Raw genomic sequence first — 15,684 nt, 5'->3', positions numbered from 1 at the left:
GTGGGGCAGCGTTCAATACTTGGGCATTATGCGCAAGGCGGTAACTGCCTGTCCAACCCCGGCCTGAGAAGTTCCTCTAACCTGCTAACATACGCCGTTGACTTTCCCGGCCCATGGCTGGCTTCCCACGTGCAATGACCCGCAGCAAGACTCCCGACGCCTTCACCATGTTGCCCGCCGAGCGCAAAGCCGCTGGCTGGCTGGCCAGCATTTATGCGCTGCGCATGTTCGGCATGTTCATGATTCTGCCGGTGTTTGCCCTTCACGCCGCCAAACTGCCCGGGGGAGACAACCTCAGCCTTGTTGGCCTGGCCATGGGCATCTATGGGCTGGCGCAGGCGCTGATGCAAATTCCTTTGGGTTGGGCCTCCGACCGTGTGGGCCGCCGCCCAGTCATCATCGCCGGGTTGGCCGTGTTTGCGTTGGGTTGCATACTGGGCGCGTTCGCCGACACGGTGCAGCAATTGGTGTGGGCCCGTGCCTTGCAGGGTGCCGGCGCTATTTCTGCTGCTTTGTCCGCTTTGTTGGCCGATGTCACCCGCGATGAGGTCCGTTCCAAGGGCATGGCCATGATAGGCGCATCCATTGGGGTGACTTTTGCCCTGTCGCTGGTGTTCTCTCCGGTGCTGTACCGTGTGGTGGGCTTGAACGGCCTGTTCACCATGACTGCCGTGCTGGCAATTGCAGCCATCGCCGTGGTGTTGTTCATTTTGCCTGCGCCGCCCTTGGCGCAGCAGCAGGCAAGGCTGCAGCAGGGTTGGGCGGCCAACTGGGCCGTACTCACTCAACCCGATTTACTGCGCTTGAACCTGGGTATTTTCATGCTGCACCTCACCCAAATGGCCCTGTTTGTGGTGCTGCCGGGGCAGTTGGTGGCGCACTTGGGCCTGCCGCTGGCCGATCACTGGCAGGTGTATCTGCCCGTGGTGTTGGGCTCGTTTCTGCTGATGGTGCCCATGATGGTGTGGTCCGAAAAGAAGGCGAAAAACAGGCAGGTGAAGCTGGGGGCCATTGTGCTGATGGCCCTGGTTCAAGCCGGTTTACTGCTGTTTTCCACCCAGGGCTGGGCTTTGGTGGCGTTGTTGCTGGCTTATTTTGTCGCGTTCAACCTGCTGGAAGCCACATTGCCCTCTTGGGTTTCACGGGTGGCTCCCCCAAGTCAGCGGGGCTTCGCCTTGGGGGTTTATAATACGTCTCAGGCTTTGGGCCTGTTTGCCGGTGGTTCGCTGGGTGGCCTTGCTTTACGCCACTGGGGCCCACAAGGGGTGTTTGAGGCGGTGCTGGCCTGTGTCCTGCTGTGGCTGTTGCTGGCTGTGGGCATCAAGGCATTGCCACCCCGACAGGCGCCCACCCCGGCCCAGTCTCACTGATTCACACTCACACAACTTGGAGCACATCGTTCATGGCCTCAGTCAATAAAGTCATTCTGGTCGGTAATCTGGGCAAAGACCCTGATGTGCGTTACCTGCCCGACGGCGGTGCGGTGGTTAATATGTCTCTGGCCACCACCTCCAGCTGGAAAGACAAAAATTCCGGCGAGAAAAAAGAAGAAACCGAATGGCACCGCGTGGTCATCTATGGTCGCTTGGCAGAAATTGCGGGCGAGTATTGCAAAAAAGGCCGCTCGGTCTACATTGAAGGCCGCTTGAAAACCCGCAAGTGGACCGACCAATCCGGCCAGGACCGCTACACCACAGAAATTGTGGCTGACCAAATGCAACTGCTCGGTGGCCGCGAAGGTGGCGGTGGCGGCGGCATGGGTGGTGGGTCCTCCATGGGTGGTGGCGACGATTTTGATTCGCCCGCACCCCGCTCGTCTGGCGGCATGCGCAGCAATAGCGCACCGCAGCAACGCAAAGCCCCGCAAAGTGTGGCTGATCTGGATGACGACATTCCGTTCTAAGCATTCGGTCCGGCGTTGTGGCCCTAGCTGGCCTGCACACCCAAACCCCGCAGCCGCGGGGTTTTTTTATGGCTGCGCAAAAGCCCGGGCCCGGGTATAACTGTCGGTTATCGGCCGCTGAAAATTCACCATTTCACGCGCTGCGTGCCTGCGGGCACACTGAGTCCATGTCATCCCGACATGCATATTCCCACAAGGAGAAAACTCATGAAGCAACGTACTCTGACTCGTACCCTGTTGGTGACCGGCCTGGCCATGTCCGCTGGTTTGTCCGCCGCCCACGCCAGCCCGTTTGACACCAAGCCCCTGTCGCAGGGCTACCAACTGGCCCAGGCCAAAGAAGCCGGTACAGCCAAGCCCGCCGAAGGCAAGTGTGGTGAAGGCAAATGCGGTGGCGCCAAAACCCATGACAAGAAAGCCGCAGAAGGCAAGTGTGGCGAGGGCAAATGTGGCGGCGCCAAAGGCAGCGATAAAAAAGCCGCTGAAGGCAAATGCGGCGAAGGCAAGTGCGGCGCCAAGAAGTAAGGGGCTGCCATGCAACACCGTTCAGCCGTGTGGTCAGGTGCCGGTCTCGGTTTGCGCAGGGCTCACCTGGACGCTTTCCGGGAAGGCCTGCCCACGGGGCTGGACTTTCTGGAAATTGCCCCGGAGAACTGGGCCGGGGTCGGCGGGCCTGACGCCAGCCTCATTCAAAAGCTTAGCGAGCAAGTGCCGATGGTGCTTCATGGCCTTTGCCTGAACCTCGGGGGCACGGACCCTTTGGACATGGGCTTGGTGCACAACACCCGCCTGTTGATGAAGCGGCTGAACAGTCCGTTCTTCTCGGACCACCTGGCGTGGACGGGCCACGGCGGTAACCTCTACGACCTGTTGCCCTTGCCGTTCACACAGGCCACGGTGCGCCACGTGGCAGACCGTATTTTGCAGGTTCAGGATGCCTTGGGGCAGACCATCGGCGTGGAAAACGTGTCCACCTACGCCCTGACGCAGTTCGATGAAATGAGCGAATTGGACTTTCTGCTGGAATTGCAGCATCGCAGTGCTTGCCACTTGCACCTGGATGTGAACAACGTCTATGTGAACAGCCAGAACCACGGCTTCGATGCCAAAGCCTTCATTGCAGCTTTGCCCTCCGCAGCCATTCGCTACCTGCATGTGGCCGGGCATTATGTGGAGGACGATGGGTTGTTGATTGACACCCACGGTGCCGACGTCATCGACCCTGTCTGGGCCTTGCTGGCCCACACCTACGCCTGCCATGGCACCAAACCCACCCTGCTGGAGCGGGACTTCAACATTCCGCCCTTGGATGAATTGATGGCGGAAGTGGGCCGCATTGCGCAGGTGCAGGCCGAGCACCACCGACTGGCCGGGGGCGAACGTGAACTTGCATGAGTTTCAGTCGGCCATGGCGGCGGCCTTGCGCCACCCCACAGGCCTTGAGAACCCGGGCCTCACGCCCAACCGTTTGCCGGTGTACCGCGAACTGGTGCGCAACAACATTCAAGGCTTTCTGGACAGTTGCTTCCCCGTGGCCCGTGCCTGTCTGGGCGAGGCTGGTTGGCAAGTATTGTCGGCCGCATTCATGGCCGATTACGCCTGTCACAGCCCTTACTTCCGCGACATTGCCTTGCAGTGTGTCGAATGGCTTCAGGAGGGTGGGGCGCAAGGGTTGGATGATCCGCCACCCGCCTATGTGGCCTACCTTTGCCACTATGAATGGCTGGAGTTGCGTGCGCTCACCTGCGAAGACCCCGTACAACAATTCAAGCTGGCCCCGGTGGGGGCTCAGGAGGGCTGGGTGCGCATTGAGCCCAGCGCCCAGTGGGCCACCTACCCGTTTCCGGTGCATCAAATTCAACCGGGGCATGATGTGCCCATGAGCCCCACCAGCCTAGTGGTGTGGCGCAACGCCGAGGGCGAGGCCGAGTTTGCAGAAATCAGCCTGGCCACAGCCCATTTGCTGGATGCGATCAAACAGGGCGAATGCTCAGTGGCGGAATTGACCACCACCCTGAGTACCACTTTGGGCATGGACCTGGGCGAGGCGCTGGTGCTTCAAGAGCTTCAGGTGCTGGAAGCCTTGGGTGTGGTATTGGGTGTGGTGCCTGTTGAGCTTAGGGCGTAGGTGCTGCGCTGGCCAGTTGTTTGAGCAGGGCTTCCTGCTGAAGTGTTCGCGGCCTGTTGCTCACTGTGGCCGCCACAATCGCCCGTTCAAAAGCCACGTCGCGGGTGTGCACATAGTCCAGCCCGGCATCGCGGGCTGAAAACTCGGGCATGAAGGCCACGCCCATGTCCGCTTTCACCATGGATTGAATCCAGTCCTCGCGATGGGTTTCCTGCACCACCTGAACATCAAAACCAGCCTGCTGCATGAAGTGGTCAATGTGGTCGCTGTACTCGCAGTTTTGTCGTGCGCAGTAGCGTTCCTGGCTTAAGTCGGCAAAGGCAATGTGGCCACGCCCTTTGAAGGGGTGGTGTGGCCCATGCGCAATCACATAATGCTCGCGCAGCAGTGGGTGGCCTTCAAACCGTTTGGGCAATTCCTGCGGGCTGGCCACCAGTGCAATGTCAATGAGGTTTTTGTCGAGGCTGTCCAGCATGGCCTCCAGCGTGCCTTCCACAATCTGGACGTCCACCATCGCGGCTTGCTGGTTGAAGGCCACAATCGCACCCAGAAACAGTTTCAGTTCGATCGAGCACATCACCCCCAGGCGAATCACTTCCCGCTGTTCACGCAGCAGCTTCTTGGCCTGTTCACGGGTTTGGTTGGCTGAGTGGTAGATCTGCTGGAAGTTGGGCAGCATGGCCCGACCAAACTCGGTCAGCATCACACCGCTTTTGTTACGGTCAAACAAGCGGGCGCCCAGTTGGTCTTCCAGTTTTTGAATGGACTTGGTCAGCGCCGGCTGGGTGACGAAGCAGCGCTCAGCGGCCCGCGAAAAATTCAGGGTTTCGCTCAGGGCCAGAAAGTACCTGATCTGATACAGCTCCATGGTGCGTGCGTCCTTCACTGTGCGCGTGGTTCACGGCACAAATCATGCCGCAAAACCCGCAAGGGTGCGTATGAAAACAGGTTATGGGCGAATAAAAAAGCACCATTTCCCGGTGAATGCGCTGCTGCATACCATGGATGCATTCATCACATTGCCCGGGGGCGCCATGAACACATCCACCACCCATCCCTTGATTGATTGGATCAACTCGGCGTTACGCGCCTTCAACACACTGGGGGAGGGCCTGGGCCCTTTGTTGCTGCGTCTGCTGCTGGCGGTTGAGTTTTGGGCGGCAGGCCGTGAAAAATGGCTGGGCGACAACTGGTTTGCCGACATCCAGTCCAGCTTCCCATGGCCCTTCAGCGTGATTGACCCTACGGTGAGTTGGCACATGGCCACTTGGGCCGAGTTGGGCGGAGCGGTGTTGCTGGTGCTGGGCTTGGGCACGCGTTTTGCGGCGGCTTCCTTGATGGTGTTGACCGTGGTCGCCACGTGGGCAGTGCACTGGCCTGCCGAGTTGAACCAATGGGCTGACTTGCCCTTGGGGTATGTGATTACCGACGAGGGCCACGGCAACTTCAAGCTGCCGCTGATCTACCTCGTGATGTTTGTACCCTTGTTGCTCAACGGCGGTGGTGCGTGGTCCCTTGACCGTTTGTTCGCACGCCGGTGGTCTTGAGGGCTGTCCTCGTCCAAGGCGAGTAGACTGGCGTGTATTGCCTTCATTCGCACGCTGCCTGACATGCCCAGCGAGTTTCCCCGCAGTGCAATCCTGCCGCACCGGCTGGCTTTGTTGGCCAGTCAGCAGCCGTGGGGGCCCGAGTTTTGTCGAAAGGTGTTTCAGCGTAACTTTGTTCAGGACCAAGCGCTGGACTCCGAGGAGGCGGTGGTCGAGGTGTTGGCCGACATGAACCTGAATGCGGCTGATTGGCTGGGCCCGGCCTTAAGCCCTACCAACAAACAGGCTTTGCGAGACCAAACCGCCCATGCGGTCAGTCTCGGCATTTTCGGGGCACCCACCTTCCTGGTGAATGGTGAGTTGTACTGGGGCAATGACCGATTGGAGGATGCGCTGGCCCACGCAGCCAGCCTGCCCTTTAGAACTGTTGGCTGAGCGTCACCCGCAGGGTGCGTGGTTCAACCGGGTGAATGTGAAAGTCATCCACCCCGGCTGCAGGTTCGCCGTTCAAGCGCGAGGTGTAGAAGTAATCAATGTCGTTGGCCTTGCGGTTGAACAGGTTGAACACATCCGCAGTCAGTCGGGTGCTGGGCGTTAACTTGTAACCCAAGCGGCCATAGGCCAGCACCGTGGAGGCCGAGCGTGCGCTGTTGTCTTCAATCAGTGCGCGGGGGCCGAAGTAACGCAGTTGCACACCGCCGTACCAAGGGCCTTGGTCAGTCACCGTCAGCCCGAACGAGGCCACTTTGTTGATGGCACCCGGTACAAAGGGGCCTGCCGGGTCGTTGTCCCGAAAGCGCGCCCGCGAGGCGGCCAGGTCCAGGTCCATCAACAACCAGGGGCGAATGACATAGTGGTTGTTCAGCTCGATACCGCGCCGGCGGCTGGCCCGGCTGGGCTCGGTGTTGCCCGCATCACCGATGAACACCAGTTCCGAGGCAATGTCCAGTTCCCACAGGGCCAGTGAGGTTTGCAGCCCGGGTATCCACTCGGTGCGCACACCAATTTCCCGGCCCTTGGTACCCACCAGTGGCGTGACTGGCGAAGTGGGCCCACCCCCGCCGGGCAACTGGGTTTGCGTGGTGCCCCGGGCGTCGTTGCTGTGAAAGCCCTTGCCCCAGTTCACGAAGTATTCGGTTTTGGCCCAGGGGCCCAAAATCACCGACAGTTTGGGTGAGGTGATGCTGTCCGAGGCCTTGCCGGAGTTGGCGGCCAAGTCGCTGTTCACGCGGAAGCGATAACTGTCCACACGCACCCCGGCAACGGTGCGCAGCCAAGGGGTCCATTGCAGGCTGTTGTCCGCGTACAGGCCAATGCTTTCCTGGTTCACACGGTCTTCCCGCGTGGTGCCCAACCGTTGGCGTTGCACGGTGGTGTACAAGCCCACAGGGCTGATTCGGTCCATCCGGGTTTGAATACCCAGACGCGTTTGAGTGTCCATGCCCGCCAAGTGGCCGGCCCAGGTGTTGGACAGGTTCAGGCCGTAAAGCGTGCGTTTTTCCCGTTGGTTGAACTGGTCACCATCCACCGGGTTGTCCAGAAAATAAGTGAAGTTGCTGTACAGGTCCAGTGCGGAAGCAATGGCGTACGCGTTGGCCTCTCGAAGCTGGTTGCCCTGCCGGTCGCGCAGGGTCCAAGACAGGCTGTACCGGCTGGATTCTCCGCCGGAGCTGGGGTCCAGTGAACCGAACCGGCCGATCTGCCCGCTGTTCACTGCGCGAAGTGGAACCTGATCGGTGGAGGTCCATCGGTTTTGATAGGCCATGGCGGTGAGGGTTTGGCCGTTGTCGCTGCTGCCGCTGGAGTAACGCAGAATGGCATTGGTTTTGCGCAACCCCTCGGGCACATCCCAAGGCCCGTTGTTGCGCTGCAGTTCAAGGCCGTACAGCAATTGCCCGTTCAGCCAGGGGTTGGACTTTAAGGCCAGTGCCCGTTGGTAGCCATCGGGCCCCAGGGTCAGCGAGGCTTGCCCTTTGGGCAAACTGCGGTACAAGCCCAAGTGCGCGGCGCCTGCAGACGAGAAGTCGCCTTCTTCTGCGAAGTAGGGGCCTTTGCGGTAACGAATGCTGTCCACCAACTCCGGAATCAGGAAGTTCAGGTCGGTGTAGCCCTGGCCGTGGGCGTGGGTGCGCATGTTCACGGGCATGCCGTCCACGGTTGTGGAAAAGTCGGTGCCGTGGTCCAGGTTAAAGCCACGCAGAAAGTATTGGTTGGCTTTGCCGTCGCCACTGTGTTGGGTCACGATCAAACCGGGCACAAATTCGAGCACCTCGCCTGGCCTCAGGCGGGGGCGGTTTTCAATCAGTCGCCCGGTGACCACGCCTTCACTGGCGGAGTCGCTGGTGCCTATGCCGTTGTCATAGTGGCCTTGTACGCTCACGTCCGGAAGCGCCTTGTGCTCGGCCTGTGCGGCCAGGGGCAACACGGTGAGGCTGATGATGAAAAGCGGACGCCGAATGGAAATGCCCTGAAATAAGTCAGTTGCTTGATGCATCGGTATGACCTGTCATGTTGTAATAATAGAGAACTGGCCATGCTTGTTGGACTTTGGGGCATCCGCAATAAACCAGCGCCTCAAGGTTAACCCAGTTTCAAGCCATTGCATTTCCAAACGGCGATGCGTGGAAATGAAAAATACTGATAACTAAAAAACGGACCCATTCATGAAAACAGTACAAGTTCTGGAGGCCATACCCCGCGAAGTGGCGGTGGGCAATATTTTCTGCATTGGTCGCAACTATGCCGCGCACGCTGCAGAACTCGGTAACAAAGTGCCCGACGAACCCGTGGTGTTTCTCAAACCGACGTCGGCCATCAACACAGGCCATGTGATTCAATTGCCCCCGCATTCCAGCGATGTGCATTACGAGTGCGAACTGGTGTTACTGATCGGGCAGGGCGGCAAGAACATTCTTGAATCGCGGGCGTGGGGGCATGTTCAAGCCGTGGGTTTGGGGTTGGACCTGACCGCCCGCGATTTGCAGTCCAAGGCCAAGGCGGGTGGTTTGCCCTGGGCCGTGGCCAAGGGCTTTGACGACTCCGCAGTGTTGTCCCCGATGGTGAGTACGGCTGACGTGGGCGATTGGCGCGACCTGAATTTCACCCTGCAAATCAATGGCATGTTGCGTCAGCAAGGCGATGTCAGCCAGATGCTGTTTTCCATCACGTCATTGATTTCGTACCTCAGCCGCATGTTCACCCTGCAAGAGGGCGATGTCATTTTCACCGGCACGCCCGAGGGTGTTGGGCCGCTGGATTCTGGCGATGAATTGAACATGGTGCTGACGGGCTTGCTGTCCCACTCGGTTCAGGTGGCCTGACCTGTTCCCCGGCTGGTGCCTGCGCGAATGTCGCTGGGGCTTTTGCCAAACCAGCGTTTGCAGGCCCGGCTGAAGGCCGACGCATCTGAAAACCCCAGGTCCAGCGCAATGGCAATCATCGAGTCCTGCGTTTGCTTCAAGCGGCGCATGGCCTCGTGCTGGCGTACATCGTCAATCAACAGCGCCATGCTGCTGCCTTCCTCGGCCAGTTTTCGTTGCAAGTTGCGCGCACTCATGTGCATGTGGGCTGCCGCGTCTTCCAGCCCGGGGGTGCCTTCGGCAAGCTGAGTGGTCACCCAGCTTCGAAGCTTTTGGCTCAGTTGCCCCACGGGTTTTAAGCGTTCGATGGCAGCCAGGCTCGCTTGGTCCAAATGCTCGGCAATCAGGGGGTTGGCGCCTTTAAGCCGGGTGCGCACTGTGGCGCTGTCAAAGACCAATTCAATGTGTGGCTGGCCAAACAGCACGGGTGCCGCGCAGGTTCGTTCCAGTGCCTCCTGAAAAAGGCGGTTACTGGCCAGCCGGCGCAGCCTGACTTCCCGGGGCCGCAGGCTGGGCTCCCCAAGCCCTTTGCCCGCGTTGGCCAGCAGCGCAACAAAACCGTCAATGGACTGGTCTGCTGGCTCGGCGTCAGCCCGCACGGCCAGTTCCACAATGAAGGTGTCGCCTTCTTCACGAAGCACAATCTGGCTGGCATCCGTCACCAAGTCAGCAAAGCGGCTCATTCGCGTGAAGGCCTGTTCCAGTGTTTCACTGGCCATCACCCCCAAACCCACGGCATGAAAGGTGGCGGGTGTGATGTGCCGTATGGCGCTCAGCCCCAGCCCTTCGTCGCCCGTCAGTTCCACGGCGCGCCGCCACAGCTTGGTGGTGCGGGCCACCGGGTAACGGGCTTCCGATTGGTCGAGCAAGGCCAGGTCCAGCCCCACTTCTTCAAAAAGCAGTGCGGGTTGAAGGCCCCGAAGCTCCAGCTCGCGCGCCAGCCCGCGCATCCAGCTCGCCAAGGCGGTGGGTTCGGGTCGTTTGGGGCTGGTGTCTGCGGTCATGGGTGGCGCGTCGGGTCAACAGGTTGTCGTGCAGGAACATGCGGCGCATGTGTGGGCCTAGCATACTGCAATCACTCCAATAACGCAGAGACGAGACAACACCATGGCCACATTGAGCGACAAACTCATGAACGGCAGCCCGGCCCCCGCCGCGCCGACAACATCGCGAATCAAGCAAAACCACATCAACACCACGGATCAAACCCGTATCGCGGCCATCAAGTCAGCCATTCTGGCCGAAGGCGACCGCATCCGTGCCAAGTATCCTGTGCTGGCCCATCAAGACCTGATCGGCATGGGCATTCTGCTGCTGTCCATGGCCGGTGCCATTCTCACGGGCTGGGCGTATCTGGAAGGCGTGCTTCACTGGGCCATCACCATTCCCGTGATTGCCATTTTCCTGTCCTTCACGCATGAGCTGGAACACGACCTGATCCACTACATGTACTTTCGCAAGAACAAGTTCATGCACAACCTGATGATGGCCTTGGTGTGGGTGTGCCGCCCCAGCACCATCAACCCTTGGTTGCGCCGTCACCTGCACCTGCACCATCACAAGCATTCCGGCACCGCCACCGATCTGGAAGAGCGCGCCATCACCAACGGCGAACGCTTTACCCCACTGCGCTTGTTGATGATGTTTGACCTTGAGCTGTCGGTTGTTCTGCGTATCCTGAAAGTGCCGCCCCACCTGCGTGTGAAAGCCATCATGCGTGGTGCCATCGGCAACTTCCCGCTGGCTTCGCTGTTCTACATTGGCTGGCACGCCTACGTGGCCTACTGGGCCATTGAAGCCGCCGCCTGGGCTGTGGGTTACAGTGTGCCCTGGCCTTCCGTGGTGACTGACAACCTGGCCCTGGCCAACACCGTGGCAGTGCTGATCTTCTGGCCCAATCTGCTGCGCTCGTTCAGCATCAACTTCATCAGCTCGAACATGCATTACTTCGGCGACATTGAAGACGGCAACTTCGTGCAGCAGTGCCAGGTGCTGAACAGCAAGTGGTTTGTGATTCCCCACTTGTTCTGCTTCAACTTCGGCTCCACACACGCCATTCACCATTTTGTCGTGCGCGACCCGTTTTACATCCGCCAGATGACCGCGGCCAAAGCGCATGAAGTGATGCGGGCCAATGGCGTGCGTTTCAATGACTTGGGCACCTTCACACGGGCCAACCGTTGGGGCAACGACCCCAAGGCCATGCAGCCAGCCACGGCCCAGCCCTGAACCTTTTTCCATCGTGTCGTAAGGCGTTTGTCTAGGGCGCCTGGTTGATCGACACAAAGAGCGTCAGCCTCACGAGGGCCCTGACGCTCTTTTTTTCTTCTATGGGTATGCTATTTTTGTTGTTGGCACCCAAGGCTTCCAGTCATTACTCTATGCATCCTTTCACTTTCTGAATGAATCGATGCACGTTTCTGAATTGTCCAGTAGTGGCCCCCAATCGGCGCCTTGACGGCCGTTGACCACACGGGACTGGCCTTGCGCGTCCGTCAACTGTCTGAAGACATATTGGGCCATAGGCCTGAGGCCGCTGTCATGCCTCACCGGCAAAACGCTTACAAGGGTGCTGAGCAGTACGAGCAGGGCTTGTTTGATGCACAAGGGCAGGCCTCCACGACGCCAATCGGGTATGCGTTGCGCAGGCCGTGGACCCGTTATACACCGAGGGTAACGCAAAGGAGTTGACTCAACTGCGCAAGCGGCTTGCCCCCGTGTTGTTGGCGCTGATCAAAGAAGGCAGTCTTGACTTGTCGGTGTATCGCCCCAAAGCGCCGGGGCAGCCCGGTGGGTACAGCAAGAACCTGCTGTATGTGTCCAAAAATCCCGAGAAGCCTTGGTGTCTGCAACTGTTTGCTTTTGAACCGGGCCAGCAGACCGCTGTACACAGCCACCCCTGCGAATGTTGGTGCCTTGTGGCTCAAGGCCGCCTTCGCGAAGTACTTTATGCCTTGGCCGCCGGTGGTCAGCGCGCCATCAAAGACAATGATCGTGTTCGGCAGATTGGTTCAGTGGAGGAATTTGTTGACGGCGAACTCGACGATCCCCATCGCCTTCAGAATGACCCACTGGTGTGCACGTGGGTTGTTCAGGACGAGCAAATTCACTTGGGCCTCGAACCCAACACCGAACTGGCCATCTCCATCCATTTGTATGTCGGCATGGATGGTGGGGGCGGGGAAGCCCAGGCTGTTTCCCAGCAGCGTCCCGGGGGTTCGCGCAACCCCTTGACGGGCCTGGGGGCTGTGAAAAACGTGTACAACGTCTAAACCCACGGAATCGCAGGCGAAATTCTTGGAACACCGGCTTGGCCGCCGTATAATAGGCGGTTTGTCGTTGTTTACCCGGGGGGTTCCAGACCATGCCTATTTATGCATATCGCTGCGAAGCCTGTGGCTTTCAAAAAGACGTTCTTCAAAAACTCAGTGATGCACCACTGACCGACTGCCCAAGCTGTGGCAAACCCAGTTTTGCCAAGCAGGTGACTGCGGCGGGTTTCCAGCTCAAGGGCTCCGGCTGGTATGTCACTGACTTCCGGGGCGGTGCTTCGTCCGCCAGCAGCAGTGCCGCACCGGCCAAGGCCGACGCGCCCGCTGCGGCGTGCGCCACGCCCGATGCATCCGGCACCGGCTGCGCGGGCCCCTGCAGCACGGCGTCCTGAGATGAAAAAGCACCTGTTCACCGGCCTGCTGGTTTGGGTTCCCCTGCTGATTACCGCGTGGGTGGTTCTGACCGTGGTCGGCCTGGTGGACAAGGTGCTGTTGCTGTTGCCCGACGCGTGGCAGCCCGAAGCCCTGTTCGGTTTTTATGTGCCGGGCTTGGGCTTGGTGCTGACTGCCTTGGTGCTGGTGCTCACGGGTGTGCTGTCGGCCAATTTTTTTGGGGCTTGGCTGCTGCGCACAGGCGATGCGGTGCTCTCGCGCATTCCCTTGCTCAAGGTCATCTACACCAGCGTCAAGCAGATTTCTGATTCCCTGCTCAGCTCCTCAGGCAAAGCCTTTCAAGAGGCTGTGCTGGTGCCGTATCCCCACCCTGATGTCTGGGCCTTGGGGTTTGTCACGGGTACCCCGCCGGTGGACCTGGCCCGGCAGTACGACGAACCTGTTGTGTCCGTGTACGTACCCACTGCGCCCAGCCCGGCCTCGGGTTATGTCATCATCGTGCCGAAACAATCCTTGCGTCCATCCGGCTTGACCGTGGACGAAGCCCTGAAATACATCGTGTCGCTGGGGGTGGTTGTACCGCCGGCTGACGCGCCCGATTCCCATTCTTCAAACAAGCACTGACTTTCCATGAAAATGCGCACCGATTACTGCGGCAATGTGTCGCAGGCCCACCTGGGCCAGACTGTTTCACTGTGTGGCTGGGTTCAACGCCGCCGCGACCACGGTGGGGTGATCTTCATTGACCTGCGCGACCGTGAAGGTTTGGTGCAGGTGGTGTGTGACCCCGACCTGCCCGACATGTTTGCCTTGGCCGAAACCGTGCGCAACGAATTCTGCGTGCGCATTCAAGGCTTGGTGCGGGCCCGCCCTGCCGGTACTGAAAACGCCAACCTGAAAAGCGGTGGCGTGGAAGTGTTGTGCAAGTCGCTGGAAATCCTCAACGCATCCGTCACGCCTCCGTTCCAGCTTGACGATGAAAACCTGTCCGAAACCACACGCCTGACCCACCGCGTATTGGACCTGCGCCGCCAGCAGATGCAGAAAAACCTGATGCTGCGCTACAAAGTGGCCATGGCCATTCGCACCTTCCTGGACGGCGAAGGGTTCATCGACATTGAAACCCCCATGCTGACCAAGAGCACCCCGGAAGGCGCACGCGATTACCTCGTGCCCTCCCGTGTGCATTCCGGTGAGTTTTTTGCGTTGCCCCAGTCGCCCCAATTGTTCAAGCAGATGTTGATGGTGGCGGGTTTTGACCGCTACTACCAAATCACCAAGTGCTTCCGCGACGAAGACTTGCGCGCTGACCGTCAGCCCGAATTCACCCAGGTCGATATTGAAACTTCCTTCCTGGATGAGCAGGAAATCCGTGACCTGTTCGAACACATGATCCGCAAAGTGTTTGCTGAGACCATGAACGTTCAACTGGCCGACCCCTTCCCCGTGATGACGTACGGCGAAGCCATGGCGCGTTTTGGTTCCGACAAGCCCGACCTGCGCGTCAAAATGGAATTCACCGAACTGACCGACGTCATGAAAGACGTGGACTTCAAGGTGTTTGCCGGTGCCGCCAACATGGACGGTGGCCGCGTGGTGGGCCTGCGCGTGCCCGGTGGTGCCGACATGCCCCGCTCGGAAATCGACGCCTACACTACGTTTGTGGGCATCTATGGTGCCAAGGGCCTGGCCTACATCAAGGTCAACGACTTGTCCAAGGGCCGCGAAGGCCTGCAGTCGCCCATCGTCAAGAACATTCATGATGTGGCCCTGAACGCCCTGTTGACCCGCACGGGTGCCCAAAATGGCGACCTTATCTTCTTCGGTGCCGACAAAGCCAAGGTGGTGAACGACGCCATCGGTGCCCTGCGCCTGAAAGTGGGACACAGCGAATTTGGCCAGAAGAACGGCTTGGTCCAAGGCGCGTGGGAACCCCTGTGGGTTGTTGACTTCCCCATGTTCGAATTCGACGAAGACGGCGGCCGCTGGGTGGCCTGTCACCACCCCTTCACCAGCCCCAAAGACGGTCACGAAGACTTCCTCTCCACCGACCCCGGCAAGTGCCTGGCCAAGGCCTACGACATGGTGCTCAACGGTTGGGAACTGGGCGGTGGCTCGGTGCGTATTCACAAAGAGGCCGTGCAGAGCAAGGTCTTCCGCGCCCTGAACATTGACGAAGAAGAAGCCCGCCAGAAGTTTGGTTTCCTGCTGGACGCGCTGCAGTACGGCGCACCTCCCCACGGTGGCCTGGCCTTTGGTTTGGACCGCATTGTGACCATGATGAGTGGCGCAGAAAGCATCCGCGACGTGATCGCTTTCCCCAAAACCCAGCGTGCCCAGTGTTTGCTCACCCAAGCGCCAAGCCCTGTGGACGAGAAGCAACTGCGCGAATTGCACATTCGCCTGCGCCAAACCGAGCCCAAGCCGCTGGTTTAAGCGGCGCAGCGTCATGGCGCATAAAATCCCCGTCTCCGTGCTGGTCGTCATGTACAGCGCCGACGGGGATTTTTTATTGATCGAGCGCGCTGACAAGGCGGGCTATTGGCAGTCGGTCACCGGCAGTCTTGATGCGGTGGATGAAGCCCCCATGTTGGCCGCAGTGCGTGAACTGCATGAGGAAACCGGTTTGGCTGCGCAGCCCGATGCCACGTGCACCGTGCAACACGCCACGGCTGCGGAACTGGTTCAGCCGGGCTTTGTGCGTGCCTGGCCCCACAGCGAGCAGTATGAAATTTTTGAGCACTGGCGGCACCGCTACGGCCCCGGCGTCACCCACAACACCGAGCATTGGTTTGCGGTGTGTTTGCCCGCGGGCACCCAGCCCGTGTTGGCCCCGCGCGAGCACACCGCCTGGCGGTGGTGCAGCGCTGCCGAGGCAGCCGGGCTCTGTTTCTCGCCCAACAACTCACGGGCCATTCTGGCGCTGGCCGAACTGCTGGCCACAACGCACAGGCAATAAAAAAGGAGCCCGAGGGCTCCTTGGTATATTCTGTATGCAGATAACTGTTCTGAATCTTGCAGATTTCAGTAATTGAAAAACTTGAATAGTTGAACGTAGTTTAGGGGTAACCCTAATGGGTGA

17 protein-coding genes are annotated in these 15,684 nt (G+C 59.5%); 14 read left to right on the top strand and 3 right to left on the bottom strand.

Translation table 11 applies throughout. The features are described from left to right. Nucleotides 1-113 precede the first annotated feature (113 nt). From ACK4FF_RS00160 to ACK4FF_RS00140, 5 genes are all read left to right on the top strand, one after another. Nucleotides 114-1,370 carry an MFS transporter gene (locus ACK4FF_RS00160; protein ID WP_409703150.1) on the top strand — a complete coding sequence of 419 codons (1,257 nt, stop codon included), beginning with the start codon at nt 114-116 and terminating at the stop codon, nt 1,368-1,370. Nucleotides 1,371-1,402: 32 nt separating this feature from the next. Next, nucleotides 1,403-1,903, top strand: a complete 501-nt coding sequence (ssb, locus tag ACK4FF_RS00155; RefSeq protein WP_409703147.1) for a single-stranded DNA-binding protein — start codon at nt 1,403-1,405, stop codon at nt 1,901-1,903. A gap of 207 nt (nt 1,904-2,110) precedes the next feature. Then, complete coding sequence (locus tag ACK4FF_RS00150) at nt 2,111-2,428, top strand: hypothetical protein (RefSeq protein WP_409703144.1); 318 nt, start codon at nt 2,111-2,113, stop codon at nt 2,426-2,428. Between the two features lie 9 nt (nt 2,429-2,437). Then, complete coding sequence (locus tag ACK4FF_RS00145; RefSeq protein WP_409703141.1) at nt 2,438-3,298, top strand: DUF692 domain-containing protein; 861 nt, start codon at nt 2,438-2,440, stop codon at nt 3,296-3,298. Then, nucleotides 3,285-4,031: a DUF2063 domain-containing protein gene (locus ACK4FF_RS00140; RefSeq protein ID WP_409703138.1), complete on the top strand. Its 747-nt coding sequence runs from the start codon at nt 3,285-3,287 to the stop codon at nt 4,029-4,031. Before ACK4FF_RS00145 ends, ACK4FF_RS00140 begins: the two co-directional genes overlap by 14 nt. On the opposite strand, the gene ACK4FF_RS00135 is transcribed toward ACK4FF_RS00140, so the two are convergent. Further along, the gene (locus ACK4FF_RS00135) at nt 4,021-4,899 is read right to left on the bottom strand and encodes a LysR family transcriptional regulator (protein ID WP_409703135.1); all 879 of its coding nucleotides are present in this window, start codon (nt 4,897-4,899) and stop codon (nt 4,021-4,023) included. The two genes, ACK4FF_RS00140 and ACK4FF_RS00135, sit on opposite strands and share 11 nt — an antisense overlap. Before the next feature lie 166 nt (nt 4,900-5,065). On the opposite strand from ACK4FF_RS00135, the gene ACK4FF_RS00130 reads away from it, so the two are divergent. Further along, nucleotides 5,066-5,578: a DoxX family protein gene (locus ACK4FF_RS00130; protein WP_409703132.1), complete on the top strand. Its 513-nt coding sequence runs from the start codon at nt 5,066-5,068 to the stop codon at nt 5,576-5,578. A gap of 63 nt (nt 5,579-5,641) precedes the next feature. Next, nucleotides 5,642-6,013, top strand: a complete 372-nt coding sequence (locus tag ACK4FF_RS00125; protein WP_409703129.1) for a DsbA family protein — start codon at nt 5,642-5,644, stop codon at nt 6,011-6,013. Here the strand turns inward: ACK4FF_RS00125 and ACK4FF_RS00120 are convergent. Next, nucleotides 5,997-8,072, bottom strand: coding sequence for a TonB-dependent receptor (locus tag ACK4FF_RS00120; protein WP_409703126.1), 2,076 nt, complete (start codon nt 8,070-8,072; stop codon nt 5,997-5,999). The genes ACK4FF_RS00125 and ACK4FF_RS00120 overlap by 17 nt on opposite strands. A 169-nt stretch (nt 8,073-8,241) precedes the next feature. On the opposite strand from ACK4FF_RS00120, the gene ACK4FF_RS00115 reads away from it, so the two are divergent. After that, complete coding sequence (locus ACK4FF_RS00115; RefSeq protein WP_409703123.1) at nt 8,242-8,898, top strand: fumarylacetoacetate hydrolase family protein; 657 nt, start codon at nt 8,242-8,244, stop codon at nt 8,896-8,898. On the opposite strand, the gene ACK4FF_RS00110 is transcribed toward ACK4FF_RS00115, so the two are convergent. Continuing rightward, nucleotides 8,886-9,941, bottom strand: a complete 1,056-nt coding sequence (locus ACK4FF_RS00110) for an AraC family transcriptional regulator (protein ID WP_409703120.1) — start codon at nt 9,939-9,941, stop codon at nt 8,886-8,888. The two genes, ACK4FF_RS00115 and ACK4FF_RS00110, sit on opposite strands and share 13 nt — an antisense overlap. A gap of 103 nt (nt 9,942-10,044) precedes the next feature. On the opposite strand from ACK4FF_RS00110, the gene ACK4FF_RS00105 reads away from it, so the two are divergent. The 6 genes from ACK4FF_RS00105 to nudB all read left to right on the top strand — a co-directional run bounded on the left by ACK4FF_RS00105 (nt 10,045) and on the right by nudB (nt 15,561). Beyond that, nucleotides 10,045-11,166 (top strand): fatty acid desaturase, encoded by a 1,122-nt coding sequence (locus ACK4FF_RS00105; RefSeq protein ID WP_409703117.1) that lies wholly within the window; start codon nt 10,045-10,047, stop codon nt 11,164-11,166. A gap of 422 nt (nt 11,167-11,588) precedes the next feature. Next, nucleotides 11,589-12,209 (top strand): hypothetical protein, encoded by a 621-nt coding sequence (locus ACK4FF_RS00100; RefSeq protein ID WP_409703114.1) that lies wholly within the window; start codon nt 11,589-11,591, stop codon nt 12,207-12,209. Nucleotides 12,210-12,301: 92 nt separating this feature from the next. Then, entirely contained in the window at nt 12,302-12,601 is a 300-nt protein-coding gene (locus ACK4FF_RS00095) for an FmdB family zinc ribbon protein (RefSeq protein WP_409703111.1), read from the top strand. 1 nt (nt 12,602) lies between these two features. Continuing rightward, on the top strand, nt 12,603-13,226 hold the full coding sequence (locus ACK4FF_RS00090; protein ID WP_409703108.1) for a DUF502 domain-containing protein: 624 nt from the start codon (nt 12,603-12,605) through the stop codon (nt 13,224-13,226). A 6-nt stretch (nt 13,227-13,232) separates the two neighbouring features. Then, nucleotides 13,233-15,038 (top strand): aspartate--tRNA ligase, encoded by a 1,806-nt coding sequence (gene aspS, locus ACK4FF_RS00085; protein ID WP_409703105.1) that lies wholly within the window; start codon nt 13,233-13,235, stop codon nt 15,036-15,038. 13 nt (nt 15,039-15,051) lie between these two features. Then, entirely contained in the window at nt 15,052-15,561 is a 510-nt protein-coding gene (gene nudB / locus ACK4FF_RS00080) for a dihydroneopterin triphosphate diphosphatase (protein ID WP_409703102.1), read from the top strand. The last annotated feature ends 123 nt before the right edge of the window (nt 15,562-15,684 follow it).

The organism is Limnobacter sp. (assembly GCF_046297615.1).
Taxonomy (GTDB): Bacteria; Pseudomonadota; Gammaproteobacteria; order Burkholderiales; family Burkholderiaceae_B; genus Limnobacter.
This window is presented reverse-complemented; position numbering and strand designations above follow the sequence as displayed.

Excerpts from the sequence above, each read along its gene's own strand:
- ACK4FF_RS00160 (WP_409703150.1), top strand. The coding sequence starts at position 114 with ATGGCTGGCTTCCCACGTGCAATGACCCGCAGCAAGACTCCCGACGCC.
- ssb (WP_409703147.1), top strand. The coding sequence starts at position 1,403 with ATGGCCTCAGTCAATAAAGTCATTCTGGTCGGTAATCTGGGCAAAGAC.
- ACK4FF_RS00150 (WP_409703144.1), top strand. The coding sequence starts at position 2,111 with ATGAAGCAACGTACTCTGACTCGTACCCTGTTGGTGACCGGCCTGGCC.
- ACK4FF_RS00145 (WP_409703141.1), top strand. The coding sequence starts at position 2,438 with ATGCAACACCGTTCAGCCGTGTGGTCAGGTGCCGGTCTCGGTTTGCGC.
- ACK4FF_RS00135 (WP_409703135.1), bottom strand. The coding sequence starts at position 4,899 with ATGGAGCTGTATCAGATCAGGTACTTTCTGGCCCTGAGCGAAACCCTG.
- ACK4FF_RS00130 (WP_409703132.1), top strand. The coding sequence starts at position 5,066 with ATGAACACATCCACCACCCATCCCTTGATTGATTGGATCAACTCGGCG.
- ACK4FF_RS00125 (WP_409703129.1), top strand. The coding sequence starts at position 5,642 with ATGCCCAGCGAGTTTCCCCGCAGTGCAATCCTGCCGCACCGGCTGGCT.
- ACK4FF_RS00120 (WP_409703126.1), bottom strand. The coding sequence starts at position 8,072 with ATGCATCAAGCAACTGACTTATTTCAGGGCATTTCCATTCGGCGTCCG.
- ACK4FF_RS00115 (WP_409703123.1), top strand. The coding sequence starts at position 8,242 with ATGAAAACAGTACAAGTTCTGGAGGCCATACCCCGCGAAGTGGCGGTG.
- ACK4FF_RS00110 (WP_409703120.1), bottom strand. The coding sequence starts at position 9,941 with ATGACCGCAGACACCAGCCCCAAACGACCCGAACCCACCGCCTTGGCG.
- ACK4FF_RS00105 (WP_409703117.1), top strand. The coding sequence starts at position 10,045 with ATGGCCACATTGAGCGACAAACTCATGAACGGCAGCCCGGCCCCCGCC.
- ACK4FF_RS00095 (WP_409703111.1), top strand. The coding sequence starts at position 12,302 with ATGCCTATTTATGCATATCGCTGCGAAGCCTGTGGCTTTCAAAAAGAC.
- ACK4FF_RS00090 (WP_409703108.1), top strand. The coding sequence starts at position 12,603 with ATGAAAAAGCACCTGTTCACCGGCCTGCTGGTTTGGGTTCCCCTGCTG.
- aspS (WP_409703105.1), top strand. The coding sequence starts at position 13,233 with ATGAAAATGCGCACCGATTACTGCGGCAATGTGTCGCAGGCCCACCTG.
- nudB (WP_409703102.1), top strand. The coding sequence starts at position 15,052 with ATGGCGCATAAAATCCCCGTCTCCGTGCTGGTCGTCATGTACAGCGCC.